The 24,752-nt window shown below is 62.9% G+C and carries 19 protein-coding genes and 1 pseudogene; 7 read left to right on the top strand and 13 right to left on the bottom strand.

Annotated features, from left to right (window positions below; genetic code table 11):
• Positions 1–10 precede the first annotated feature (10 nt).
• From AAC077_RS19155 to AAC077_RS19105, 11 genes are all read right to left on the bottom strand, one after another.
• Positions 11–1,231, bottom strand: coding sequence for an FAD-dependent oxidoreductase (locus AAC077_RS19155; RefSeq protein WP_339773188.1), 1,221 nt, complete (start codon positions 1,229–1,231; stop codon positions 11–13).
• Between the two features lie 5 nt (positions 1,232–1,236).
• Positions 1,237–1,569 (bottom strand): RidA family protein, encoded by a 333-nt coding sequence (locus AAC077_RS19150; protein WP_037929115.1) that lies wholly within the window; start codon positions 1,567–1,569, stop codon positions 1,237–1,239.
• 12 nt (positions 1,570–1,581) lie between these two features.
• Positions 1,582–3,072: an amidase gene (locus tag AAC077_RS19145; RefSeq protein WP_339773179.1), complete on the bottom strand. Its 1,491-nt coding sequence runs from the start codon at positions 3,070–3,072 to the stop codon at positions 1,582–1,584.
• Entirely contained in the window at positions 3,069–4,379 is a 1,311-nt protein-coding gene (locus AAC077_RS19140; RefSeq protein WP_339773177.1) for a D-serine ammonia-lyase, read from the bottom strand. Before AAC077_RS19140 ends, AAC077_RS19145 begins: the two co-directional genes overlap by 4 nt.
• Positions 4,380–4,384: 5 nt before the next feature.
• Positions 4,385–5,773, bottom strand: coding sequence for a M20 family metallopeptidase (locus AAC077_RS19135; RefSeq protein ID WP_339773175.1), 1,389 nt, complete (start codon positions 5,771–5,773; stop codon positions 4,385–4,387).
• The gene (locus AAC077_RS19130) at positions 5,770–7,362 is read right to left on the bottom strand and encodes a gamma-glutamyltransferase (RefSeq protein WP_339773173.1); all 1,593 of its coding nucleotides are present in this window, start codon (positions 7,360–7,362) and stop codon (positions 5,770–5,772) included. Before AAC077_RS19130 ends, AAC077_RS19135 begins: the two co-directional genes overlap by 4 nt.
• The gene (locus AAC077_RS19125; RefSeq protein ID WP_339773170.1) at positions 7,359–8,996 is read right to left on the bottom strand and encodes an ABC transporter ATP-binding protein; all 1,638 of its coding nucleotides are present in this window, start codon (positions 8,994–8,996) and stop codon (positions 7,359–7,361) included. Before AAC077_RS19125 ends, AAC077_RS19130 begins: the two co-directional genes overlap by 4 nt.
• The gene (locus AAC077_RS19120) at positions 8,996–9,907 is read right to left on the bottom strand and encodes an ABC transporter permease (protein WP_339773167.1); all 912 of its coding nucleotides are present in this window, start codon (positions 9,905–9,907) and stop codon (positions 8,996–8,998) included. Before AAC077_RS19120 ends, AAC077_RS19125 begins: the two co-directional genes overlap by 1 nt.
• A gap of 8 nt (positions 9,908–9,915) precedes the next feature.
• The gene (locus AAC077_RS19115) at positions 9,916–10,833 is read right to left on the bottom strand and encodes an ABC transporter permease (protein ID WP_339773164.1); all 918 of its coding nucleotides are present in this window, start codon (positions 10,831–10,833) and stop codon (positions 9,916–9,918) included.
• Positions 10,834–10,901: 68 nt separating this feature from the next.
• On the bottom strand, positions 10,902–12,416 hold the full coding sequence (locus AAC077_RS19110; protein ID WP_339773162.1) for an ABC transporter substrate-binding protein: 1,515 nt from the start codon (positions 12,414–12,416) through the stop codon (positions 10,902–10,904).
• 263 nt (positions 12,417–12,679) lie between these two features.
• On the bottom strand, positions 12,680–13,336 hold the full coding sequence (locus AAC077_RS19105) for a GntR family transcriptional regulator (protein WP_339773160.1): 657 nt from the start codon (positions 13,334–13,336) through the stop codon (positions 12,680–12,682).
• A 224-nt stretch (positions 13,337–13,560) separates the two neighbouring features.
• On the opposite strand from AAC077_RS19105, the gene AAC077_RS19100 reads away from it, so the two are divergent.
• From AAC077_RS19100 to AAC077_RS19070, 7 genes are all read left to right on the top strand, one after another.
• Complete coding sequence (locus tag AAC077_RS19100) at positions 13,561–14,814, top strand: malonyl-CoA decarboxylase (protein ID WP_339773158.1); 1,254 nt, start codon at positions 13,561–13,563, stop codon at positions 14,812–14,814.
• A 3-nt stretch (positions 14,815–14,817) separates the two neighbouring features.
• Positions 14,818–16,335, top strand: a complete 1,518-nt coding sequence (locus tag AAC077_RS19095) for a malonyl-CoA synthase (RefSeq protein WP_339773156.1) — start codon at positions 14,818–14,820, stop codon at positions 16,333–16,335.
• Between the two features lie 82 nt (positions 16,336–16,417).
• On the top strand, positions 16,418–17,350 hold the full coding sequence (locus tag AAC077_RS19090; RefSeq protein ID WP_339773154.1) for a 3-hydroxyacyl-CoA dehydrogenase NAD-binding domain-containing protein: 933 nt from the start codon (positions 16,418–16,420) through the stop codon (positions 17,348–17,350).
• Complete coding sequence (locus tag AAC077_RS19085; RefSeq protein WP_339773152.1) at positions 17,343–18,026, top strand: aspartate/glutamate racemase family protein; 684 nt, start codon at positions 17,343–17,345, stop codon at positions 18,024–18,026. The genes AAC077_RS19090 and AAC077_RS19085 overlap by 8 nt, the downstream gene beginning before the upstream one ends.
• 334 nt (positions 18,027–18,360) lie before the next feature.
• A complete protein-coding gene (locus AAC077_RS19080; protein WP_339773149.1) occupies positions 18,361–21,498 on the top strand; it encodes a CHASE domain-containing protein in 3,138 nt (1,045 codons plus the stop codon).
• Between the two features lie 264 nt (positions 21,499–21,762).
• Positions 21,763–23,301 (top strand): ATP-binding protein, encoded by a 1,539-nt coding sequence (locus AAC077_RS19075; RefSeq protein ID WP_339773148.1) that lies wholly within the window; start codon positions 21,763–21,765, stop codon positions 23,299–23,301.
• 11 nt (positions 23,302–23,312) lie between these two features.
• Complete coding sequence (locus AAC077_RS19070) at positions 23,313–23,693, top strand: response regulator (protein ID WP_339773145.1); 381 nt, start codon at positions 23,313–23,315, stop codon at positions 23,691–23,693.
• Positions 23,694–23,895: 202 nt separating this feature from the next.
• On the opposite strand, the gene AAC077_RS19065 is transcribed toward AAC077_RS19070, so the two are convergent.
• Both AAC077_RS19065 and AAC077_RS19060 read right to left on the bottom strand, forming a co-directional pair.
• Positions 23,896–24,270, bottom strand: coding sequence for an Hpt domain-containing protein (locus AAC077_RS19065; RefSeq protein ID WP_339773143.1), 375 nt, complete (start codon positions 24,268–24,270; stop codon positions 23,896–23,898).
• Positions 24,246–24,752 (bottom strand): annotated as a pseudogene (locus AAC077_RS19060) (response regulator); the annotation flags it as partial. The pseudogene AAC077_RS19060 and the gene AAC077_RS19065, both read right to left, overlap by 25 nt.

Below are 24,752 nucleotides of genomic sequence, written 5' to 3'. Positions count from 1 at the left end.
GGGGGCGGTTCTAGGGGGCCAGCGCCTGCGTCAGCGCATCGTCCCGGCCATCGACAATGTCGGCCAGCAGCGCGCCGGTGGTCGGCCCAAGGGTCAGGCCCTGATGCCCGTGGCCAAAGTTGAACCACAGCTTTTCGTGGCGCGGCGCACGGCCCACCATGGGCAACATGCGCGGCAGGCAGGGCCGCACGCCTTGCCACTGGCTGTCGGGGACGGGACCGTTCAACCCGACCAATGCGCCCGCCGCGGCTGCTCCGTGGGTCAGTTGCGCCAGGTTTTGCGGGGCGGTCGTGCGGGCCAGATGCGCGCCCGTGGTGATGCGCAGGCCGCGCGCCATGGTCGACATGACCACGCCGTGATCGGCCAGCAGATAGGGGCGGGCAAGGTTCCCCTGCATATCGTAGTGCCCGTGATAGCCGCGTTTCATCACCATCGGCACGCGGTAGCCCAGGTGTTTCAGCAGCGCAGGCGACCATGGCCCCAGCGCCACCACCAGATGTTCCGCGCTCAGGTGGCCGCCATCGCGGTCCACGCGCCAGCCTGTGATGGTCTCGGTGATCTGGTGCACGGCGCTTTGCAGGATCGTGCCGCCGCGTGTTTCGAACAGTTTGGCATAGGCACGGACCAGCGCGCCGGGGTCGGATGTGCTCCAGCTTTCGTCCCAGACGATGGCCCCCGCCGGGCTGCGGGTCAGCGCCGGTTCTTCGCTGCGCAGGTCGGACCCGTCCACGCAGCGCAGCGCCAACCCGTGGGTTTCGGCAAAGTCGGTGGCGGTCTGCGCACGCGCGTCGAAATCCTGCGCGGTCTCGTAAATCTCGCCCAGTCCGGTGCGGCGGATCAGGGCGTCAGCGCCTGCGTCGGCCACCAGCGTGCCGTGATCGGCGGTCGCGCGGGCGACCAGTGCCGCGTAATGCGGGATCACCTGGGCATGGCGGGCGGGGGCCGAGTGGCGGAAATAGTCCAGCAAGGCGCGTGCCGACCCCGGCAGAACCGTGGGGTCCAGCCGAAAGTCGTTGCTGCGCCCCAGCCCGTAACGCAACAGCGTCGCCAGATCGCGCGGCATGGCATAGGGCGCGCGGGCCTCGGCCTGAATGACGCCCGCGTTGCCATGGCTGGTTTCCTCGCCCGGTCCGCGCTGGTCGATCACGCGCACCGCATGGCCTTGCGCCTGCAAGGCCAGTGCTGCGCCGATCCCGACCATGCCGGCACCCAGAACAAGGAAATCGGCCATTCCGGTCAGCCCTGTGCGATCACGGTGATTTCGACCTTGGCGTCGATCATCAGGGCGGCGGCCAGCGTGGTGCGCACGGGGTAGGGTTGCGGGAAGGCGGCGGCATAGACCGCGTTAAAGGCGGCAAAATCCGCCGGATCGGTCAGGTAGCAGGTGGCCGAGATCACATGCGACAGGTCCAGCCCTTCGGTGGCCAGCGTCGCCTTGATGTTGGCGATGCAGTTTTCGGTCTGGGCGGTGATGCCCTCGGGGATCTTGCCGTTGGCGTCAAAGCCCAGCTCGCCGGACAGGTACAGGGTGTTGTCGATGCGGCGTGTTTTCGAGAGGGGGATGTTCATGGCTTTGGCCTTTCAGTTGAACGTCAGGAATTCATCCGCCTGCGACAGTGGCGGGGCGGTGCGCAGGGCGGCAAAGTCGGGGGCAGGCACGGCCAGATCGGTGCCTGCGATGACCGCTTCCAGTTCGGCGGCGACGGCCAGCACGCCCAGATCGTCGTGACGGCGGCCAACGATTTGCAGACCGAAGGGCATGCCGTTCGCGTCCATCCCGCAGGGGATCGTGATCGACGGATGCCCCGGAATGGTCGAGGCATAGGCCATCGCCAGCCAGTGATAATAGCTTTTGGTGGGCGTGCCGTCGATTTCGGTCGGGTACAGTTCGCGCCACGGGCGGGGGCTGATGGTGACGGCGGGCGAGATGATGAAATCGTGCAACTCAAAAAACGCCTGCCAGTCGCGGTGATAGCGCCCTTGGGCAAAGATCGCCTGCGCCACGTCCTCGGCGGAATAGCTGCGGCCTTCGCGGACGTTGTCGGCGACGTTGGGGCCGACATGATCGGGGGTTTCGTCGTAAAGTTTCGCGTGGACACCCAGAAACTGCACACCGCGCAGGACCGAGAAAATGCGGTCGGCGTCGGTGCAATCGGGGGTGGCTTCGGTGACCTCGCCCAGGAACGGCGCCAGCTTGGGCAGGATCGCGCGGAAGTGGTCGCGGATCAGCGCTTCGGTGGGGGCAAAGCCGTAATCTTCGGTGACCGCGATGCGCAAAGATGTCAGATCACGGCGCGGCAGGTTGGCAAAGCTTGCCGCATCCCATGGGGTACGTCCGTCGATCACAGTGGTGAACGGGTCGTTGCGGTCGGGCCGTGCCAGTACCGACAGCATCAACCCCGCATCCGCCACGCTGCGCGCCATCGGACCGGATGTGGGCATGGGGATCAGCCCCGCCGCGCGGGTGTTGCCCGGCACCACGCCGGGGCTGGGCCGGTAGCCCACGATGCCGCAGTAAGCCGCCGGATTGCGCAGGCTGCCGCCGGTGTCCGATCCGGTGGCCAGCGGGGCATAGTCACAGGCCAGCGCCACCGCCGATCCGCCCGATGATCCCGCACAGGTGCGCGTCAGGTCGTAGGGGTTTGCCGTGACACCGTTGACGCGGTTGCGGGTGTTGCCGCCCGCGCTCCACTCCGGTGTGTTGGTCTTGCCCATCGGCAACCCGCCAGCCGCGCGCATGGCGGCAACGATGGCGTCGTCACCGGTGGCGATGTTGTCGGCAAAGGCCTCGGACCCGAAGGTGGTGGGCAGGCCCGTCACATCAATCATGTCTTTCACCGCAAAGGGCAGGCCATGCAGCGCCCCGAGCGACGCGCCTGTCATCACGGCGGTTTCTGCCTTTTTCGCGCCCTCCAGCATCCCGTCAAAGTCGCGCGCAATCAGGGCGTTTACCGCGTGGTCCAGCGTTTCGACCTGCGCAATGCACGCCTGCGCCAGCTCGACCGGCGACAATTGTTTGCGCGCGATCAGGCGGCGGGCGTCGATGGCGCCAAGGCTGGCGGGGTTGGTCATGGGGTGATCTCCTGTGGCAGGTCAAGGGCGGGGGACAGCGCTGCGGCGGCGTCCAGAAAGGCACGGTGGGCAGCGTCGGGGACGAACAGGCCGCCGGTGGCCCAGACGACGTGCACGATGTTTTCGGGTGGGACGTTGGCCATGTGGGCGGCGCGAAACGCCTTGCCTGTGGCACTGTGCATCAGATGGTGCGGCCCGGCAAAGCCGGCGGTGGCCGAGGGTTCGAATTGCAGCCCGTGGGTTGCGCCGGCCGCGACCCAGCGCAGCATGTCGGCGTCGCCCACTGTGCAGACGCCCGCCAGACGGTCGTGCATGCGCGCGTGCACCAGTGGCGACAGGGTGGCGACCGCCATGCCGTCGGCTTCGGTCCGGTTGGTCAGGCCCAGATCGTGCACGGACGGCGCATCGAATGCCATCTGGCACAGGGCTGATGCGGATTGCTGCGGCTCGACAAAGAAGCTGTGGGCATGGGGGCCGAACACCGCCCGCGCGCCATAGGCGATGCCACCCGGTGCGCCGCCGATGCCGCAGGGCAGGTACAGGCACAGCGGGCGGTTGGGGCCGATGACAATGCCCATCGCGTCCAGTTGCGCGGCCAGCTCTGCCGCTGCCGTACTGTAGCCGCGAAACAGCAGCTCCGAGGATTCGTCATCGACAAAATAGCTGTCAGGATCACCCGCCGTGGCATCGCGCGCGGCGGCAACGGCGGTGGAATAATCCGCCGTGTGCAGCACCACCTGAACCCCCAGCTTGCGCAGGCGGTCGACCTTCCACGGCTTTGCGTCGTTCGACATATGCACGACACAGGCATACCCCAGCGCGCGCGCGGCGATGCCGACGCTCAGCCCCAGATTGCCGGTGGACCCGACCGCAATCGTGCGGGCGGCAAAGAAATCGCGCATGTTAGCCAGATCGGTGACGGGCGCGTCGGGGGTCAGCACGCCAGCCGCGCGGGCCTGGGTGACGGCGCACATGAACACTTCGAACAGACCGCCGCGCGCCTTGATCGACCCGGCGACCGGCAGGGCATGGTCGCCTTTTATCAGCAGGGTGCCCGCAGGATCGCCAAACGCGCCTGCGGGGGCCGGGATCAGGTCAGACGTGACGCGCCCGCCCGACGCTTCCAGTTCAGGGAACAGCCGCGCCAACAGCGGGGCCAGCATGTCCCAGTCGGCGCGGGCGCGGTCCAGATCGGCGCGCGCCACCGGGTCGGCGGCGGGGGTATAGGCCGGATTGGCCCACAAAGCCGACCGGCCCGCGCGCACGTCGTCGCGCAGGGCGGTCATGTCTTGAGGCGAAAGTGACACGTCGATCAGTCCTTTGGCAGGCCCTGTTCGGCCAGATCGGCAAACAGTCCGGTCATCGCCACCAGCGCCTGACGCGACACCGGTTTCAGGACGTGTTCGTTGGGGGCGTGCTGTGAACAGCCCGCGTAGGAATGTGGCACCCAGATCGTCGGCAGGCCCAGCACATCGGCGAAACAGTCGTTGGGCAACGAGCCGCCAAGGTTGGGCAGGATGTCGGGGGCCACACCCACGCTTTTTTCAATCGACGCGGTGGCAAAGCGGACCATCGGGTGGTCGGGGTCCAGCCGTGTCGCGGGGAAGCTGTTGCGGCTGTGCGCGACGATCTTGACCTTGCCGAACCCTTCGCGGTCAAGATGGCGGCGCAGGGCGGGCAGGATGTCGTCCACCTCGGTGCCGACCACGAACCGCAACTGGCAGGTGGCGCGGGCCGATCCGGCGATGGCGTTGACCGGTGCGGCGGGCACGCCTGCGGTCATGGCCAGAATGGCAAAGCTGTTCCAGCCGAACACGCGCTCGACCGGGGTCAGGTCCGCCTCGCCCCAATCGGCGTCCAGGTCGATGCCGGTGTCGTGTGCGGGCAGGGCGGCCAGAACCTCGCGGATGCGGGGGGTCAGGCTGGTGGGGCGCCATTCGGGCACACGGATCTGGCCGCGCGCGTCGGTGATGCTGGCCAGTGCGTGCGACAGGATCATCGCGGGGTCCGCCAGCAGACCGCCGAAGTTGCCCGAGTGGTTGGCGCCGGCGCGCAGGTTGACCTCGAGATCAAAGCTGACGCCGCCGCGCGATCCGGTAAAGATCGTGGGTGCCGCAGGGCGCAAACGCGGGCCGTCGGAGGCGATGAACACGTCCGCGCGCAGCAGGTCGGCGTTGGCGGTGCAGAATTCCTTCAGGCCGGGGGATCCGGTTTCTTCGCCCATTTCGATGATGACCTTGGCGTTAAAGCCCAAGTTTCCCTGCGCCTTGATCACGGCATCCATGGCACGCAGGTTGATCAGGTGCTGCACCTTGTTGTCAGCCGACCCGCGCCCGTACAGGCGGTCGCCTTCCTCGATCAGCTCGAACGGCGTCAGCCCCTCGCGCCACTGGCCTTCTTGCGCGCGCACCACGTCGCCGTGGCCATAGGTCAGGACCGTGGGCAGGCTTGCATCCTCGATCCGCTCGGCGGTCAGGATCGGCGGGCCGTCGGGCACGGGGTTGTCGTGGAACTGACAGGTGAACCCCATGGCGTCCAGCATCGGGGCCATGTCGTCGTGCAGATAGGCATGCAGGTGCGGCTTGCCGCGCGGGTCCTGGCTTTCTGTTGGGCGCGACACCAGCGTGGCCAGTTCGCGTTGGAAATCGCCGCTGTCGAAATAGCGTTCGATGTCGGCGCGGGCGGTGTCTTGCAGGGTCATTCGGATGCCTTTTTCGGTTCAGGTTCGGCAACGCCATCGCCCCAGGGGGACATGGTTTCGGTGGTGCCGGAATTGGTGGTGCCCTCGCGCATCACCCCTGCGGGGCAGGCAAAGGCAAAGGGGAAGGGCAGCCGTTGCGCCAGCGCCAGCGGGAAATTGTCGGCCAGCGCGTCGGCCACGGGACCGGCAAGGCGTTCGTCCGCCACCACCTGCGCGCCGCCGGATGCGTCCAGACGAGGGGCCTCAACGGCGTCCTGCATCGACATCCCCTGCTCAATCAGGTGGCCGCTGATCTGCGCCACGGCGGGCATGATCTTGCGTCCGCCCGAGGCCCCCAGCGCAAAGCGGCGGGTGGGCGTTTCGCCCACGACGGGGCAGACGTTCATCAGACAGGCCTTGCCCGCCGCCAGCGAGTTCGGCTTGCCCGGTTCGGGGTCGAACCACATGATCCCGTTGTTCAGGTTCAGGCCGGTCGAGGGCGACACCACCTTGGAGCCGAAGATCGACAGCAGCGTTTGCGTCATCGACACCATGTTGCCGGCGCTGTCCACGATGGAAAAATGCGTGGTGCAGCCGGGGGCCTTGGCGCTGTCGTGATCGCCCATGTTGGTCAGCCGGTCCGCATAGGCCGCGCGCAATCCGTTGGTGCGGGCGACATAGGCGGCGGGGCTGTCGGCATCGGCGGCGTCGTAGCCGTCTTGCCAGTGGGCCAGCGCGTTGGCCAGCGTGGGGCCGGCGGTCAGGCCGGGCATGGCGAAGACAGTGCCATCGCGGAACGGGATCGACAGCGGGTCGGACCACGTGGCGCTGTAGTCGCGCAGATCGTCCATCGACAGGAAGCCGCCCTTGTCCGTCACGTCACGCACAAGCGCCGCAGCGATGTCGCCACGATAGAAAGCTTCTTCGCCCTCGCGGGCAAGCTGTTCCAGTGTCTCGGCCATCTTGCTTTGGTCCAGCCGCTGATCGGCCAGCGCGGTCCAGCCGGACCCTTTGGGCCATTGGCCATCGTCCAGATACAGCGCCGCTGCGTCCGGGTCACGGGCCAGATCACGCGCGCTGGAGGCGATGACAAGGGCCGCGTACCAATCCACGTGCAAGCCGCGTTTGGCCAGATCCACGGCAGGGGCCAGCAGCGTGTCCCACGGCATCCGGCCAAAGCGGCCGTGCGCGGCGGAAATGCCGGCCATCGTGCCGGGCACAGCCACCGATGTGGCACCGGTGACATTGCGGTCCTCGACCACGGCTTCCCACGGGAACAGGTCTGATGCCTTGCCGGCACCCGACAGCGGATAATGCGATACGTCCAGCGTGGCGGACGACCGCATCCCGTAGTTCAGCGCATGGGCGTGGCCCTCGTCTGCGCGCCACAGCATCATCGCACCGCCGCCCATCGGGCCGGACATCCACGGCTCGACCACGCCAATGGCAAAGCTTACGGCGACGGCGGCATCAACCGCGTCACCGCCTGCGGCCAGAACTTCGGCCCCAACCTCGGCGGCAACCACGTGCTGGGCGGCGACAACACCGCCCGATGTGGCCGTGACACCGGGTTTGCGGGTCTGCTGGCTGCGAGAGAACGACCCGCTCATGCGACGGCCGGGGGCAGGGTTGAGACATCGGGCACGACCCAATGCTTGCCGGGCTGCGCGTCCAGCAGCATTTTGGTATAGGGGTGCGACGGCGCGCCAAAGACCTGTTCGACGGTGCCGCGTTCCACCACATCGCCCTGTTGCATGACGATCAGCGTGTCGCAAACCTGTGCCGCGACGCGCAGGTCGTGGGTGATGAACAGAACGGTCAGCCCCATCCGGTCACGAATTTCATTCAGCAATTTCAACACCTCTTTTTGCACAGAGACATCCAAGGCCGAAACCGCCTCGTCCGCAATCAGGATTTTCGGTTCGACCATCAGCGCGCGTGCGATGCAGATCCGCTGGCGTTGACCGCCGGAAAACTGGTTGGGGTAGCGGCTGAGAACTTCGGGGTCCAGCCGCACGATCTTCATCAGCTCGCGGGCGCGTTCCATCGCCTTGGCGCGGTTTTCGCCAAAGTTCACCGGCCCCTCGACCAACTGATCGCCAATGGTGCGGCGCGGGTTCAGCGACCCGTAGGGGTCCTGAAACACGATCTGGATGTGTTTGCGGTAAGGGTGCAGATCGTGGCGCGACATCAGCGCGATGTCCTTGCCCTCGACCGAGACGACGCCGCTTTCGGGATCTTCCAGACGGATCAGGCATTTGACCAGCGTCGACTTGCCCGAGCCGCTTTCGCCCACGATGCCCAGCGTTTCGCCCTGATGCACGGTAAAGTTCACGTCCTTGCAGGCGTGGATCGTGCGCGCGGGGCGGAACATGCCGCCGGCCATGTGGTAAGTCTTGTTCAGGTTCGACACCTTCAGCACTTCGCGGCTGGTGATCGGTTCGGGCACGTCGCGGGTGCGGCGCGGCACCGCGTCGATCAGCAGGCGGGTATAGGGGTGTTGCGGACGGTTCAGGACCTCTTCGGCGGTGCCTTGTTCGACGATCTTGCCGTGCTGCATCACCACAACGCGGTCGGCAATTTCGGCCACCACGTCAAAGTCGTGGGTGACGAACATGATGCCTGCGTCGTGCTTTTCGCGCAGTTCCTTGAACAGGTGCAAAATCTGCTGTTGCGTGGACAGGTCCAGCGCGGTTGTCGGTTCGTCCGCGATCAGCAGGGACGGGTCCAGCGCCAGGGCCATCGCAATCACGATACGCTGGCGTTGGCCCCCCGAAAGCTGGTGCGGGTACGATCCGGAAACCCGGGGCGGATCGGGCAGGTGGACCTCTTCCAGCAGCTTGATCGTGCGGGCCTTGCGCTCGGATGCGCCCAGATCGGTGTGTTGCTGGAACATCTCTTCGATCTGGTCACCCACGGTATAACAGGGGTTCAGCGCCGACATCGGTTCCTGAAAGATCATCGCCATGCGACGCCCGCGCAGGTTGCTGTGCGCGCGTTTGGACAGTTTCAGCAGGTCGTGCCCGTCAAACCGGATTTCGCCCTGCGAGGGGTTCAGCGCCTGTGGCAGCAGCCCCATGGTGGTAAAGGCCGTGATCGACTTGCCCGAGCCGCTTTCGCCGACGATACAGACGATTTCCTTGGGCATCACCTGCAACGTCAGGTTTTCGACGGCATGGGCGCGGTCGGCGGCCTTGGGCAGGTCAACGGTCAGGTTGTTGATGGACAGGATAGGATCGGTCATCAGTTGCGGCCCTCCGGTGCGGTGACATCACGCAGGCCGTCGCCCAGCATGTTGATGGCAAGAACAAGAAAGAACAGGGCGACGCCGGGAATGGTGATCAGCCAGGGTTCGAACAACAGCATGTCCTTGCCTTCGGAAATCATCAGACCCCACGACGGGGTGGGGGGCTGTACGCCCAGGCCCAGGAAGGACAGCGCCGCCTCGAGTATGATGGCGTGGGCCATTTCCAGCGTGAAGATCACGATCAGGTGGTTCATCACGTTGGGCAGGATGTCCTTGACCAGAATGCGCGGCAGCGATGCGCCCAGCACTTCGGCGGCGGCGACATATTCCTGTTTGCGCACCTGCATCGTGGCCGACCGCAGCACCACGGCAAAGCGGTCCCACAGCAGCAGACCCAGCACCGAGACAACGACGGTCAGCGACCCGCCGAACAACGCCACAACGGCCAGTGCCACCAGCACGACGGGCATCGCCAGCCGCACGTTGATCAGAAAGGTCACGACCATATCGACGCGGCCGCCAAAGTAGCCGGCCAGAATGCCCAGCGTCGACCCGATGATGCCCGAGATAACGGCAGCCATGATGCCGATCAGCAGCGAAATGCGCGCGCCATATGCCAGCCGCGCCCAGAAGTCGCGGCCCAGCCCGTCGGTGCCCAGCCAGTGTTCGGATGTGCCGCCCAGAAACACCGGGGGTTTCATCCGCGCCAGCAGGCTTTGCTGGTAAGGATCATATTGGGTCAGCAGCGGGGCAAAGATGGCAATGCCCACGACGATCAGCATGACGACGGCACCAAACATCAGACCCCTGTGGCGCAGCGCGCGTCTGCGCATGGCCTGTCCGGGTGTCAGCGGTTTGTCGCGGGGGGCCTGAACGGGCAGGTCGGCGGGTGTGGTTGTATCGGTCATATCAGTCCTCAGCCCACGCGCAGCCGTGGGTCCAGCCATGCGTTCAGAACGTCAGCCAGGAAGGTGAACAGAATGTAGAAAGTCGAAAAGATCAGGATCAGGGCCTGCATTGTCGGCAGGTCGTTCCGCGCGATGGATTCCCACGCCAGATAGCCGGCACCATGCAGCGCAAAGACGGTTTCGACCACGATCGAGCCGCCCAGCATAAAGCCCATCTGAACCGCGGCCAGGCTGACCACGGGAATGATCGCATTGCGCAGGGCGTGCTTGAACATCACCTTGCGGGTGCGCAGCCCCTTGGCCCGCGCGGTGCGGATATAGTCGGACGACAACACTTCCATCATCCCCGCCCGTGTCAGACGCATGATCGCAGGGGTGGCGTAATAGCCCAGAACCACCGTCGGCAGCACAAAGTTCTGCCACGTCTCGTTGCCCGACGCAGGCAGCAGCCGCAGCTTGATCGAAAAGATCACGATCAGGATCAGACCGAACCAGAACGACGGGATCGCCTGGCCGACCACGGACAAAAACAGCGCAAATCGGTCGATCAGCGAATTGGGATTGGCCGCCGCGGCCACGCCCAGCGGAATGGCCACCGCCAGCGCCAGCGTGATGGCAAACAGGCCCAGCTTCATGGTGACGGTCAGACGGTCGGCAATCAGTTCGGTGACGGGGATGTCGAAATACCATGAATCGCCCAGATCGCCGGTGACCGCAGACCCCAGCCAGTCGCCGTATTGCACGATCATCGGCCGGTCAAAGCCATAGCGTTCGTTGACCAGCGCAATGTCCTCGGCGCTGGCGTTTTCGCCCGCGATGGCCACAGCCGGATCGCCTGCCATGAACAAAAGACTGAAGCTGATAAAGGAAACGGTCAGCGCCACCAAAAGGGCAAGACCGAGACGTTTAAGTATGAAGACGGCCATCGTGCGTCACCTTCCGGGCAAAGAAAAAACACGGGCCGCGCACCAAAAGCTGCGCGGCCCGTCAATGGTTACTTCCAGGAGAAGTCCGCGAAACGGATGACTTCGTCGTCCGTGGGGTCAAAGTTCAGCTCTTTGCTGAGCACATAGTTCACGTTGTAGGTCCACAGCGGCACCCAATACGCTTCGTCCGCGATTTTGGCGTGTGCTTTGGAATACAGCGCCTGACGCTCGGCGCGGTCGGTGATCGAACCGGCCTGTTTCACCCAGTCGATGACTTCGGGATCTTTTGCGTCGTCCAGCGGGCCACCGGTAAAGAATTCACCCGTGATGGCCGACACGTCGGGCAGCGAATAGGAACCCCATGTCTGGAACGAGATGGCCACTTCTTTCTTCTCGCGCTTTTCGCGCAGGGCGGCGTACTTCAGGTAGTTGAAGTTTGTCTTGATGCCGATCTCGTTCAGCATCCCCATAAGCGCTTCGGCATAGGGCCGGTCGCGGTAGGCGTAAAAGTCGATCTCGAACCCGTCGGGATAACCCGCTTCGGCCAGCAATGCCTTGGCTTTTTCGGGGTCGTAGTCATAGGTTGTCACGCTCAGGTCACAGCCGAACTGGATCGGCGCGCAACCTGCGTTGACAACTTCGGACGACCCTTTGACCAGCGCATCGACAATCGCCTGACGGTCGATGGCATGGTAAATCGCCTGACGGACCTCTTTCTTGGTCATCGGACCGTCGGGATCAACCGCACCCGCCGCGTCCATCGAGATATAGCCGATGCGGATCGCCTGTGCGTTGACCACGTCGAACCGGTCATCCATTTCGGCCAGTTTCTCGGCCTGATCGGCGGGCACGTTCCACAAGAAGTCCAGACCGCCGTTAAACAGTTCGGCCACTTGGGTGTTCATGTCGGGGATTGTCTTGATCTCGATCTTGCCGATCTGCGCCTTGCCTTTGGGGCTGTCGTGGTAATCGGCATAGGCGCTCAGCTCGTAGCGCTGGCCCGGCTCGACCGTGTCAACCTTGTAAGGGCCCGTTCCGACCGGCTTGGTGGCCATGCCGCTGGGGCCGACTTCGGCATAGTATTCGTCGGGATAGATGACGACGACGCTGGCCAGATAATCCTCGGCGGGCGGGAACGGCGCGTTCAGGTTGATGCGCACGGTGTTGTCGTCGACCTTTTCGGCGCCTTTCATCCAGCTTACGTTGGTCATGACTTTGACCCCGTTGTCCGGGTTTACCATGTAGTTGACCGTATAGACCACATCGTCGGCGTTGAACGCCTCGCCGTTGTGGAATTTCACGCCTTCGCGCAGTTTGAATTCAACGGTGACGTCGTCAATCCACGTCCATTCCGTGGCCAGGTTGCCCTTCATTTCGCCTGTCGCGGGGTCGCGATACAGCAAGCCGTCCCAGACGCCGCGCGTGAACAGGATGCCTTCGCGGGCCGAGTTGTAATAGTTGTCGACCGATTCCAGTTCTTTGGTGATCGCCATATGCAGCGTGTCATCCGCCTTGTCGGCAAATACGGGTGCGGCAGTCACCAGGCTTAGGGCGGTGCCGATCATCAGGGTCTTGAGTGTCATGGTAATCCTCACTGTGGTTGTTCGGGATGCTGTATTTTTATTCTTGTTCTTGTATACAACATCGGCGGATCGTAATTGGTCAAGCTAATACTGAAATTTTTTAACTGTCCAGAGCACCGTTGAACGGATGCTGATTACAAATCAGGCTTTGCTGACGGGACAGCGGTGCTGCCCTTTCGGTCCCGCCGCATGTGCAAGGATGCCCTGACCCGTTTCCCGCCCTTATTGAGAGAGCTCAGGACCGGAGTTTTCGTGACAGGTGGCTAGGATGCGGCCGCCTTCAGGCCTGCCATCAAGCTTTGGAAACGCTCGCCCTGCACCGTGACGTGGTCGCGCAGCGCATTGGCCGCGGCGTTGGAATCGCCCGTTGTCAGCGCTGCGACAATCGCCTCGTGTTCGGTCAGCGACTGGACCATCCGCCCACGAAGCCGCAACTGCTGACGGCGGAAAGGGCGCAGGCGTTTTTGCAGTTTCAGGCTTTCGTTCTCGAGAAAGCTGTTGCCCGATTCGCGGTAGATCGTGGCGTGAAAACGTTCGTTTTCTGCGTAGTACAGATCGCTGTCCTGCGCTTCGGCGGCCATCTGGCAGCGCGTGTTGGCATGTCGCAACTCTTCCAGCGCCTCGTTAGACATGCGCCGCGCCGCCAGACGCGCACAGACCGCTTCCAGCTCGGCCATCACTTCGAACATTTCCAGCAGTTCCAGCGGGCCGGGCTGGCGCACAAAGGCCCCCCGCCGCGGGATCAAGGTGACCAGTCCCGAGCTTTCCAGACGTTGCAGCGCCTCGCGCAGCGGGGTGCGCGACACGCCGAACTGTTCGGCCAGCCGAACCTCGTCCAGCCGGTCGCCGTCGGCAAAGGTGCCGTCGAAGATCATGTGTTCAAGCGAATTGGCGATATTTACGGCGCTGCGTTGTTCCATGCTGAAAAAGCTAGCTTGGGGATTTGAAGCACGCAATAACTATTATCTTGTATACAAAGTAATTGACCTGAAAAACATCATGCGCCTATGATCGGATCAACATATCCCGTTGCCTGCGCTGGCAGGAACGGTCCTTGTGCCTATAAAACAGGCGCTTACCCAGCCGATCCGGCGCGCTTGTCCTTGCACGGGGACGGGATCGCCCCGCGATAAGGACTTGCGACATGACGATACTTGCCGATCTACTTTCCACCATGTTCGAACGTCGCTACCGCACTTTGGGGCAGGGCCGCGCGTCTGGGCGGCCGGTCGAGGCGCTGATGGCCGACCTGCTGGGCAGCGCGGGCGAAACGTCGGAACTGGCGCTGGCACAGGACATTCTGGGTCACTATGCCAGCCTGGACGATGCGGGCAAGCTGGCGTTCCTGCGGCATCTGGCCCACGACATGAACATCGACCCCGAAACCGTGCGTTCGGCGCTGGATGCGTATGAACAGGCCCCGTCCAAGCTGACCTACCGCGCGTTCATGGGCGCGGCCGAGCCACAGCGGCAGGAACTGATCCGCCGTCTGAACCGCGTACCCGGTGCCACTGGTGCTTTGGTGCGGATGCGCGCCGATCTGCTGCGGCTGGCGGGCGACGATCCCGAACTGGCCGCGCTGGATCTGGATTTCCGGCACCTGTTCGCATCGTGGTTCAACCGCGGTTTTCTGGTGCTGCGCCCGATCAACTGGGAAAGCCCCGCGCATATCCTGGAAAAGATCATCGCCTACGAGGCGGTGCACGCCATTCACAGCTGGGACGACCTGCGCCGTCGGCTGCAACCGCAGGACCGCCGGTGCTTTGCCTTTTTCCACCCCGCCATGCCGGACGAGCCGCTGATTTTCGTCGAGGTGGCCCTGACCAAGGGCATCCCCGGCTCGGTTCAGGCGCTGCTGGCCGAAGACCGCGCGGCCCTGAACCCTGATGCTTGCGACACCGCCGTCTTCTATTCAATCTCGAACTGTCAGGCGGGGCTGGCCAGCATTTCGTTTGGCAATTCGCTGATCAAACAGGTGGCCGCCGACCTTGCGTCTGAATTGAAGGGGCTGAAATCCTTTGTCACCCTGTCGCCGATCCCGCTGCTGACCAAATGGGCCGCCGAGGAAGGTATTGAATTGCCGCAAGACCCCGAAGCACGCCGCGCGCTGGCCGCACATTACCTGCTGAACGCCAAGGGACGCGGCGATGCGCCCTTTGATCCTGTGGCGCGATTCCATCTGGGCAACGGGGCGCTGGTTCATGCGGTGCACGCGGACGCCGATGCATCCGACAACGGGCAGGCACAATCGGGCGGTGTTATGGTGAATTATCTTTATGATCTCGCGCAAGTCGCGGTAAACCACGAAAACTTTGCGACCAAACGCAAAATCGTTGCCAGTTCCGAGGTCACCTCGCTGGCGAAAACAGGCGCCAACGCGACGACTGCGGAAAGGTAAGACATGGCCAACCCTCTTTACGACACCCTGTTCGGGGCTCATGCGGGGCGCGATGCCCCTTTTCTGCATCTGATCGACGGCAGCACGGTGACCTATGCCGCGTTTCTGGCGCAGACCGCGCAGATGGCCCATGTGCTGACAGGGTTGGGGGTGCAACCGGGCGACCGCGTCGCGGTGCAGGTCCACAAATCGCCACAAGCGCTGGCGCTGTGCGCCGCCTGTGCGCAGGCCGGTCTGGTGTTCTTGCCGCTGAACACGGCCTATACCACGGATGAGCTGACCTATTTCATCGAAAACAGCGGTGCCGCGCTGGTGGTCTGTGACACGGCCAAAACCGGATCGCTGGGGCCTGTGGCCGAAGGGTTGGGTGCCAAGGTGGAAACCCTGAACGCCGACGGCACCGGATCGCTGACCGACAAGGCAGCGGAGCAGTCCGAGCAGTTCGACACGGTGGCCCGCAGCGCCGACGATCTGGCGGCGTTTCTCTACACCTCGGGCACCACGGGCCGGTCCAAGGGCGCGATGCTGACGCAGGCCAATCTGCTGTCGAACGCGCAGACGCTGGTGCAGGAATGGCAGTTCACGGCGGACGACGTATTGCTGCACGCACTGCCGATTTTCCACACGCACGGGCTGTTTGTGGCGACCAACGTGACATTGGTCGCGGGCGGCAGCATGATTTTCATGCCCGGTTTCGATCTGGAACAGGTGCTGTCCCAGATGCCCCGCGCCACGGCGATGATGGGCGTGCCCACATTCTACACCCGCCTGCTGGACGACGCCCGCTTTACCCGCGAGGCCGCGGCGCACATGCGGCTGTTTATCTCGGGGTCGGCCCCGCTGCTGGCGGAAACCCATGTGCAGTTCGATTGCCGCACCGGCCAGCGTATTCTGGAACGCTATGGCATGACCGAAACGAACATGAACACGTCAAACCCCTATGACGGCGAACGCCGCGCGGGCACCGTGGGCTTTCCGCTGCCGGGGGTCGAGCTGAAGATCACCGACCCCGACACCGGCGCGACCCTGCCGCAGGGCGAGGTCGGCGTGATCGAGGTGCGCGGGCCGAACGTGTTCAAGGGCTATTGGCAGATGCCCGAGAAAACCGCCGCCGAACTGCGCGACGACGGGTTTTTCATCACCGGCGATCTGGGCCAGATCGACGCCGACGGCTATGTCAGCATCGTGGGCCGGGGCAAGGATCTGATCATTTCGGGCGGCTACAACATCTATCCCAAGGAAATCGAGCTGGTGCTGGACGAACAGCCCGGCGTGCTGGAAAGCGCCGTGATCGGCGTGCCGCACCCCGACTTTGGCGAAACCGTGGTGGGCGTGCTGGTGCCGCAAAAGGGGCAGAGCCCTGACACCGACGCGATTTCCGAAGCGATCAAGGGGCCGCTGGCGCGCTTCAAGCACCCGCGCCGGTTGGTGGTGATCGACAGCCTGCCGCGCAACACCATGGGCAAGGTGCAAAAGAACGTGTTGCGCGACGCGTACAAGGATATGTTCGCCCCGACCTGATGCCGCCGCAGATGGGTGTCGATCTGCGCGCCGAACTGGCGTAGCAATGGCGCATTATTGTTTGCAGCAAGGGACAGCCGCCATGACCACAGACGCACCGACACCCCGGATCGCCATTCTGGGCGCGGGCCTGATCGGGGCCGCCTGGGCGGCGCTGTTCCAGCATCACGGCGCGGATGTGCGGGTGTGGGACCCGCATTCCGATGCGCTGGCCGCCACGCCGACACGCATGACAAAACCGCTGGCGCAACTGGTTGAAGTGGTCCCCGACGCGGGTCCACGTGGCACCCTGACCCTGTGCGACACACTGGCCGAAGCCGTGGACGGGGCCGATCTGGTGCAGGAAAACGCGCCCGAGAACATCCCCGTGAAACACGACCTTTATGCGCAGGTCGAACCGTTTCTGGCCGATCATGCGGTGCTGGCGTCGTCGACATCGGCGCTGACGTGGTCCGAACTGGCCCCCGGCCTGCAAGACCCCGCGCGGCTGATCACGGCCCACCCCTTTAACCCACCGCATCTGGTGCCGCTGGTCGAAATCTACGGCCCCGACGACGCGCGCGTGGCACGGGCCGAGGCGCTGTATCGCGGCGCGGGTCGTGTGCCGGTGCGGCTGAACAAGGACGCGACGGGGCATATCGCCAACCGTCTGGCCTCGGCCCTGTGGCGCGAGGCGGTGTTCATGGTGCAGGATGGCATCGCAGATGTCGAAGCGATTGACGCGGCTTTGGTCAACGGGCCGGGGCTGCGCTGGTCTGTGCTGGGCGCGCATATGGCCTATCACCTGGGCGGCGGGGCAGGCGGGATGGAAAGCTATCTGGCGCATCTCGGCCCCAGTCAGGAACGCCGCTGGGCTGCGCTGGGGTCGCCCACCCTTAGCCCCGAGGTTCAGGCCGATCTGGTTGCCGGTGTCCTGCGCGAGGCCGCAGGGCGCGACATTGCCGACCTGGAAGACACCCGCGACAAGGCGCTGATTGCCGCCCTGCGCGCCCGCAAGGATGCCCCCCATGTCTGACGCCACACCGCCCCGCATCGCGCTGATCCACGCGCTGGAAGAATCCGTTCTGCCGATCCGCGACGCCTTTGTCCGGCTTTGGCCGCAGGCGCTGCGCGCCGATCTGCTGGACGCGTCCCTGTCCGCCGATCTGGCCGCCGCCGGCACGCTGGACGCCGCGATGACCGACCGCTTTGTCACGCTGGGCCGCTATGCCGCGCGCGGCACCGGCCCTCATGACACCCGCGCCGTGCTGTTCACCTGTTCCGCCTTTGGCCCCGCGATCGAGGCGGTCAAGGCCGACCTGTCGATCCCCGTGATGCGCCCCAACGAGGCGGCGTTCGACGCGGCGTTGAACATCGGGTCGCGCGTAGCACTGGTCGTGACCTTTGGCCCGTCGCTGCCGGCCCTGACCCGCGAGCTGGAACAGATGGCCGCTGCGCGCGGGCAAACCATCGACATCACCCCCGTTCTGGCCGACGGCGCGCTGGCCGCCCTTAAGGCAGGCGATGGCGCAGGCCATGACGCGGCGGTGCAGGCGGCATGCCGTGCGCTGGGGCCGCAAGATGCGGTTGTCCTGGGACAGTTCAGCCTGGCGCGGGCCGAAAAGGTTCTGTCCCCGATGTTGGATTGCCCTGTGATCACCACCCCCGACAGCGCCGTGCGCGCCTTGCGCCGGATGATCGAAGCGGGCTGACCCGGCGGGCCGTCTGTCTTTGCGCGGCACGATACCATGCGGTCCTGGCTTGAAAATCCGGTCACATGCCAAAGTTCAGGGCCAGTTCGGCCCAGACGTCCATTATGTGGTTTAATCCACACAAAAGGCGCGAACAGGGCCGCGCGCGACAATAGGTTTAGACAGAGTGCGCGTTTCAAAGTACCACTCGTGGTAGCGTAATTCGGTCGGCCGCCCAAAAAGTGTGGTAACATAATAACAAGCAACTATTGTAAGTTAACGAAACCTGACAGGCTCATTAGTGCGCAAGCTTGATATTTTTCTGATTGCTTTGTTCATACTGATAACCGTCGGTATGGCCACGCTGCGCTATGAAACATCCCAACGCGCCGCCACACAGGAATTCGGCCGCTTGTCTGCGGACGGGATCGAGGCGCTGGACACGCGCATCGACAGCTATCTGCACAGCCTGACCGGAGTGGCCGCATTTATCCTGGCCTCGGAAGAGGTCGCGGCGACCGAGTTCGACGATTACGTCAAATCCCTGAAGGTCGAAGACTATCTGCCGGGCATTCTGGGCATCGGCCTGATCGAGGCCGTGGCCGATGCCGATCTGGCGCGGTTCAAGGCAGATCATCTGAACCAGGGTGCCTTCGACGTCCACCCCAAGCTGGATGTGGCCGAGCATTTTATCATCAGCCACATCTCGCCGCTTGAACGCAATCGTCAGGCTTTGGGACTTGATCTGCAATTCGACGCCGTCCGCGCCGAAGCGCTTGAAACCTCGAGAGCGACGCGGACACCACAGCTGACCCGACGCATCACGCTGGTACAGGACGATCAGAAACAGGCGGGTTTCTTGCTTGTGATGCCGGTGGAGAACCGCAAAGTGGGCGGGTTGGGCGGCGACATGTGGGTCTATGTGCCTTTTGTCGGGCCCGGTATCCTGTCCTACTTGACCCCCAGCCAAAGCAAAAGCTACGAGATCGCGGTTTACGACGGTGACGTGGTCGATCCGAAGAACCTGATCTACAATTCCGACCCCGAGGGCAAGAATGTCGGGGCGTTCTCGCAAACATACCAGACGGTCAACGTCGGGCGCACGTGGACCGTGGTGTACCGCAGCACCCCGACATATGACGCCTTGTTCAAGAAATACGCGCATATTCTGATCGTGATCGCGGGAACAATGTTGACGCTGATGCTGTATATTGCGCTGCGCAGCACGCGCATCCGCTCGGAAGCCATGGCCGAAGTCGCCGAAATGCGTGCCCGCAAACTGAATGCGCAAGAGGACGAGAAAAGCTCGATCCTGGAAAACGCCGTATCAGCCGTGTTCATTCTGGATGGTGACAGCAAGGTTCTGTCGGCGAACCAGGCGGCGCTTCAGATGTTCGGCTATGACGCGGATGAACTGCCTGCGCGTGATTTTGGATCTTTGGTCAGCGATGTTCCCGACGGGCCGCAGAACGACCGCCACAATGCAACCGGCGTGACCAAGGACGACAAACGTTTGTTGCTGGATGTGCAACGCAACAACTGGCGGTCTTTTGACGACGAATTGCGTCAGACCATCATCGTGCACGACCTGACCGACGAAATCCGCATTCAGAACGAACTGAACAACACCAAGACCATGTATGACCTTGCCTTGCAGGGCGCAGAGATCGGTGTGTTTGACGTGGACCTGACCACCGGCACGTCCGAAGTGTCGGACACCTGGTACAGGATCATGGGGATCGACAAGCCGACGCAAGACATCGACAGCCAAAGCCTGTTCATGGACCGGATCCACGCCGAAGACCGCCAGATCCTGATCAACGCCGATGTCGCTTGTATGCGCGGCGAAACCGAACGGTCGATCGCGGAATACCGCATTCGGTTCGACACCCCCGACGGTGTCATGTGGCGCTGGATGAGATCCGACGCCATCGTGGTCGAGCGGGACGAAAACGACCGTGCGACGCGGCTGATCGGCACCCAGACCGACGTGACCGACCTGCGCCATTCGCGCAATGCGCTGGAAGCCAGCGAGAAAAAGTTCCGCAAGGTGATCGCCGTGGCCCCGGTGGGCATGGTCATGATGGACGACCAAAGCAACATCACCGGTGTCAACAACGCCTTTTGCGCCGTCAGCGGCTATTCCGAAGAGGAATTGCTAAAGCCGATGCGCATGGCGGACCTGATCCCACCCGATGGACGCGGGCCGATCTACAGGGCCGTGTCCGAAATGGTCGCGGCGCGGGCCGAGCTGTATGAAGGCGAACATCAGGTTCTGCATTCCAGCGGCGAGCTGCGCTGGTGTTATTTCCGCGTCAGCTGGGTCTATGACAAGAACGAAGGCCGCTATTTCTATGTGGCGCAGGTTCTGGACATCACCGACCAGAAAAAGGTCGAGCATATGAAGAACGAATTCGTGGCCACGGTCAGCCACGAATTGCGCACGCCGCTGACTTCGATCAAGGGCGCGCTGGGGCTGATCCGCGCCACCGCAGGCGACACGTTGCCCGCAGCCCTACAGCGGCTGGTCGATATTGCCACAACCAACGTCGACCGGCTGACCTCGATCGTCAACGACATCCTTGACCTTGAAAAAATCTCGTCGGGCGAGGTGACCTTCAACTTTGACAATGTCGATATGGGCGCGTTGATCCGTGACACCGTTGACGAATTGTCGCCTTATATCAAAACCCATCTGGCCAATGTCGAAATTGACCTGCCCGAAATCCCGCTTCAAATATATGCCGACCCGGGGCGGACCAAACAGGTGCTGGTGAACCTGCTGTCGAACGCCTGCAAGTATTCGCCTGACAACAGCGCGGTGCGGATCAGGGCCGAAAAGCTGGGCGGCGTGGCGATTGTCTATGTCCAGAACGAAGGCCCCGGCATTCCCGAACATTTCCGCGCCCGCATCTTCAAGGCGTTCTCGCAAGCCGACAGCTCGGACACCCGCGCCAAGGGCGGCACGGGTCTGGGCCTGAACATCACCCGCCAGATCGTGAAACGCCACGGGGGCGAGGTCGGCTTTGAAAGCGTGCCCAACCGCGTGACCGTGTTCTGGTTCACTTGTCCGCTGGCTGAATCCGAAGCGCCGGCCCTTTTGCCCGCGCCGCGGTTGGTCAATTCCTCAAAGGACCGCCCCCGTCTGAAGGTGCTGCACCTTGAGGATGATCTGGATTTTGCCGAAGTGATCCATTCGGGCCTGGGCGGTGTGGCCGATGTCTCCCATGCCAAGAACATCGCAGAGGCGCGCAAAAGGCTAAAAGACAACGATTACGACGTCCTTGTCATTGACTGGACCCTGCCCGACGGTGACGCGTCAGAGTTGCTGGACGAAGTCTGTGACGCGGGCAGAAAAATTCGAATCGTCGCTCTGTCTGCCGATGGCAGCCGCTCTGCCGATCAGCGTTTGTCCGCAAATCTTATTAAATCACGCACGGATCTGGCGGATATTTCGGCCAGTGTACTTGGCTTTGAGGCCCAAGCGTCATAGCGGCACCGCGCCAGTGACACCCTGATTGACCAACATTGCCCTATTTTCGCCAACATGGGCTGCGATAGAATACACATCCGCAGACAATTTAGCGGGTTCGCAAGAACATGATGTAATTGGGCAGCGTGTTTGAGTTCAGGGATGAGCAGTGTGTTTTTCGAGGGTTTTACCGATAAAACGGCAGCCGGGTTTACGCTTGGCAGTGCTTTGGCACTAGGCTGGTATGTATTTAGTCCAAGCTTCTTACCGGGGGTCAGCGCACAAGTGCTGCCAATTGCAGGGGCAATTGCGCTGTCCGGCCTGACACCTTTGGCCTTGGTCAAATACAACATGCGCCGCACGACCTCGGGTCGGGCGTTGTCGATGGCCCAGCGGCTTAGCGCACTGGACCGTCACGCGATGGTCAGCATTGTGAACGAAAAGCACCAGTTGACCGAAGCGAACGAACAATTTCTTGAAATGACGGGCTATACGCGCAACGAGCTGATGGGCGAGCAGGTTCTCAAGGTCTACGATGTGACCCACCGCGCGCTGGCGCTTGAAATTCGCACCAGCCTTCAACGCGGCGAGATGTGGCAGGGTGAAACGCCGCTGCGCTGCAAGGATGGCTCGGTCATTTACACCCACAGCACGATCATGCCCCTGTTTGACAACAAGGGCGGCTGGAAAGGGTCGATTTCCGTTCGCACCGACATTACGCACACCCGTCAGTTGCTGGCGGAACGCAATGTTGCCGAATCCCTGCACGAACTGCGCGACGACATCTGGATTGTCCGCGCGGAATCCGAAAAGTTTGCTTATGTGAATGCCGCCGCACGCCGCCGTCTGGGCTGGCAGAACAGCGGGATCGAGCAACATTCCTTGTCCGAACTGGTGATGCAGCCGGGCGGCAAGGCGATCCGCACAGCGTGCCGCCGCATGATTGAGCGCGGCGAAACGTCGACACAGTTCGAAGAAACGCTGTTTGACGTGCCGTTTCACATCAGCATCAAGTTTCTGCCCAGCCACCACAACGACGACCGGTTCCTGATCGTGCTGAACGACATTTCCGCCCGGCTTGAGCAAGAGCGGACCCAATCCGAATTTATCTCGACCGTCAGCCACGAACTGCGGTCGCCGCTGACGTCGATCAAGGGCGCCATGGGGTTGATGTTGTCGAACGCCACCGGCGACCTGCCGGAAAAAGCGGTCGATCTTCTGGGCATTGCACACCGCAACGCCGACCGTCTGGTGCTGATCCTGAACGACATTCTAGACCTCGAGAAAATCTCGGCGGGGCGCATGGAATTCACGATGGACGATGTGGACATGCGCGATCTGATCCGCGAGGCCCAGCAGGCCAACGCCAGCATCGGCGAACGCTTTGGTATTTCGCTTGAGGCCACGGGGCTGGACGGCCCGCTGCCGCTGCGCACCGATCCCAACCGGGTGATCCAGGTGCTGAACAATCTGGTGTCGAACGCCTGCAAGTTTTCCAAATCCGGCGACACGGTTTTGATCCGCGTCCGCGACGAGGGCGATTCGTTGCGCATCTCGGTGCGCGATCAGGGGCAGGGGATTGCCTTGCAGGACCAGCCGAAAATTTTCGAAAAGTTTGCCGACCTGGCCAATTCCTCTCGCACAACCAAGGGTGGAACCGGTCTGGGATTGAGCATTTGCAAGGCAATCGTCCAAAGTCTGGGTGGAACCATCGGTTTCAACAGTATCGAGGGCAGCGGAACGACATTTTTCTTTAATTTGCCTAAATCCGAGGCTATATCTGCCGAAACCAGCATCGAGCCGAAATTGCGCGTGGCCTCTTGATTGGAAATTAGATGATCAAAATATTACACGTAGAAGATGACGCCGACATTCGTGAAATTGCCCAGCTCGCTTTGGGGTTATCGGGCGATTTCGAAGTCGTTCAAAGCGCCTCGGGCGAAGAGGCGCTGCTGATGGTGCAGGCCTTTATTCCTGATGTTCTGCTGCTGGACGTGATGATGCCCGGCATGACCGGCCGCCAGACGCTTGAGCGGATGCGCGAGATTCCTGCGCTGGAAAAAACCCCGGCGATCTTCATGACCGCCCGTGCCCAGAACTCCGAAGTGGAAGAACTGCGCGGTCTTGGCGCCGCCGAGGTGATCAGCAAGCCGTTCGACCCGATGTCACTGGGCGACCAGATCAAGGCCGCGTTGAAAGCTTACGCCGAGGCGTAAGGCACAGCGATCCAGCGCACGCTGATGTTTCAGGCATCCACCTTGGTGGGTGCCTTTTGCGTGACAAAGCCACAGCTTGGGCCGCGTTGGAAACGTGCGGGGGTGGACCGGCGGCCAGCCCCCCCATCCCGAACGCAAAAAACGCGCCGTGTGGCGCGCGCGTTCCTTGTTCATAACGGGGGCCCTGACGGGCAGGGCGAATTCAGTGCAGCAACCCTTTGCACTGTTCGACAAAGTCGTCGATCTGTACCAGCAACGCGTCAGGGCACAGTGCCAGATCGTTGTCCGGGCCGGTCAGGTGCGCGACGATGTCGTTTTCGCAGCTGCGCGCCGCATGACCCAGATCGTCAAAGCCCAGCGAACCGGCGGTGCCTGCGATCTGGTGCAGGATGTCACGCGCGGCCGCCAGATTGCCGTTCACCTCGTCCAGTGTCTGACCCTCGTAGGCCAGAACCGCGTGGTGCGCGATGCTTTGCTGGCGTGTCACCAGAAGATCCAGAAACCGACCCCGGATTTTCTCCAGCCCCGACATCATGTCCAAAGCGCCGTCCATCACGCGCGCTGCTCTGTCAGCCAAAAGTCATGGCGGTTGCGTTCATATTTCTCTGCCGAGACCTTGGCGCTGGAATGTGCCTCGCCCAGGGCGTCCATCACGGCACTGCCGCTTTTCCAGATCATCCGCACGGCGCTGCCTGCGCTGACGCGCGGTTCCAGCGGTTGGCCGTCATTGTTGAACAACTCCATCCGCGACAGCGCCAGGTTCACATCGTCCATCAGACGCTCTGTGTCGGGCCGCCAGCCGCTTTCTGTAACGCAGACAAAGGTGCCGTCGCCACCATAGGACATCAGGAACTGATGGCCCGCCAGCGTGTCCGAAATCACCTCGGCCACGTCCGAAATCAGGCCGCTGAATTCAAAGGCGTTCAGGGTTTGGTGAAACCCTTCGACATCGCGCACGGAAAAGCCGAAAGCGGTCGAACCGAACAGCGCGTTGCGCGACAACTGGGCCACGTAGTTTTCCATCGCGATAAAGTCGATCACGTTGTCCACGTCATAGAC

It is taken from the genome of uncultured Pseudosulfitobacter sp., from assembly GCF_963976325.1.
Lineage (GTDB): Bacteria > Pseudomonadota > Alphaproteobacteria > Rhodobacterales > Rhodobacteraceae > Pseudosulfitobacter.
This window is presented reverse-complemented; position numbering and strand designations above follow the sequence as displayed.

What these genes read in the sequence shown, in the direction of transcription:
- AAC077_RS19155 (WP_339773188.1), bottom strand. Translation starts at nt 1,231, where the DNA reads ATGGCCGATTTCCTTGTTCTGGGTGCCGGCATGGTCGGGATCGGCGCA.
- AAC077_RS19150 (WP_037929115.1), bottom strand. Translation starts at nt 1,569, where the DNA reads ATGAACATCCCCCTCTCGAAAACACGCCGCATCGACAACACCCTGTAC.
- AAC077_RS19145 (WP_339773179.1), bottom strand. Translation starts at nt 3,072, where the DNA reads ATGACCAACCCCGCCAGCCTTGGCGCCATCGACGCCCGCCGCCTGATC.
- AAC077_RS19135 (WP_339773175.1), bottom strand. Translation starts at nt 5,773, where the DNA reads ATGACCCTGCAAGACACCGCCCGCGCCGACATCGAACGCTATTTCGAC.
- AAC077_RS19130 (WP_339773173.1), bottom strand. Translation starts at nt 7,362, where the DNA reads ATGAGCGGGTCGTTCTCTCGCAGCCAGCAGACCCGCAAACCCGGTGTC.
- AAC077_RS19125 (WP_339773170.1), bottom strand. Translation starts at nt 8,996, where the DNA reads ATGACCGATCCTATCCTGTCCATCAACAACCTGACCGTTGACCTGCCC.
- AAC077_RS19120 (WP_339773167.1), bottom strand. Translation starts at nt 9,907, where the DNA reads ATGACCGATACAACCACACCCGCCGACCTGCCCGTTCAGGCCCCCCGC.
- AAC077_RS19115 (WP_339773164.1), bottom strand. Translation starts at nt 10,833, where the DNA reads ATGGCCGTCTTCATACTTAAACGTCTCGGTCTTGCCCTTTTGGTGGCG.
- AAC077_RS19110 (WP_339773162.1), bottom strand. Translation starts at nt 12,416, where the DNA reads ATGACACTCAAGACCCTGATGATCGGCACCGCCCTAAGCCTGGTGACT.
- AAC077_RS19105 (WP_339773160.1), bottom strand. Translation starts at nt 13,336, where the DNA reads ATGGAACAACGCAGCGCCGTAAATATCGCCAATTCGCTTGAACACATG.
- AAC077_RS19100 (WP_339773158.1), top strand. Translation starts at nt 13,561, where the DNA reads ATGACGATACTTGCCGATCTACTTTCCACCATGTTCGAACGTCGCTAC.
- AAC077_RS19095 (WP_339773156.1), top strand. Translation starts at nt 14,818, where the DNA reads ATGGCCAACCCTCTTTACGACACCCTGTTCGGGGCTCATGCGGGGCGC.
- AAC077_RS19090 (WP_339773154.1), top strand. Translation starts at nt 16,418, where the DNA reads ATGACCACAGACGCACCGACACCCCGGATCGCCATTCTGGGCGCGGGC.
- AAC077_RS19085 (WP_339773152.1), top strand. Translation starts at nt 17,343, where the DNA reads ATGTCTGACGCCACACCGCCCCGCATCGCGCTGATCCACGCGCTGGAA.
- AAC077_RS19080 (WP_339773149.1), top strand. Translation starts at nt 18,361, where the DNA reads ATGGCCACGCTGCGCTATGAAACATCCCAACGCGCCGCCACACAGGAA.
- AAC077_RS19070 (WP_339773145.1), top strand. Translation starts at nt 23,313, where the DNA reads ATGATCAAAATATTACACGTAGAAGATGACGCCGACATTCGTGAAATT.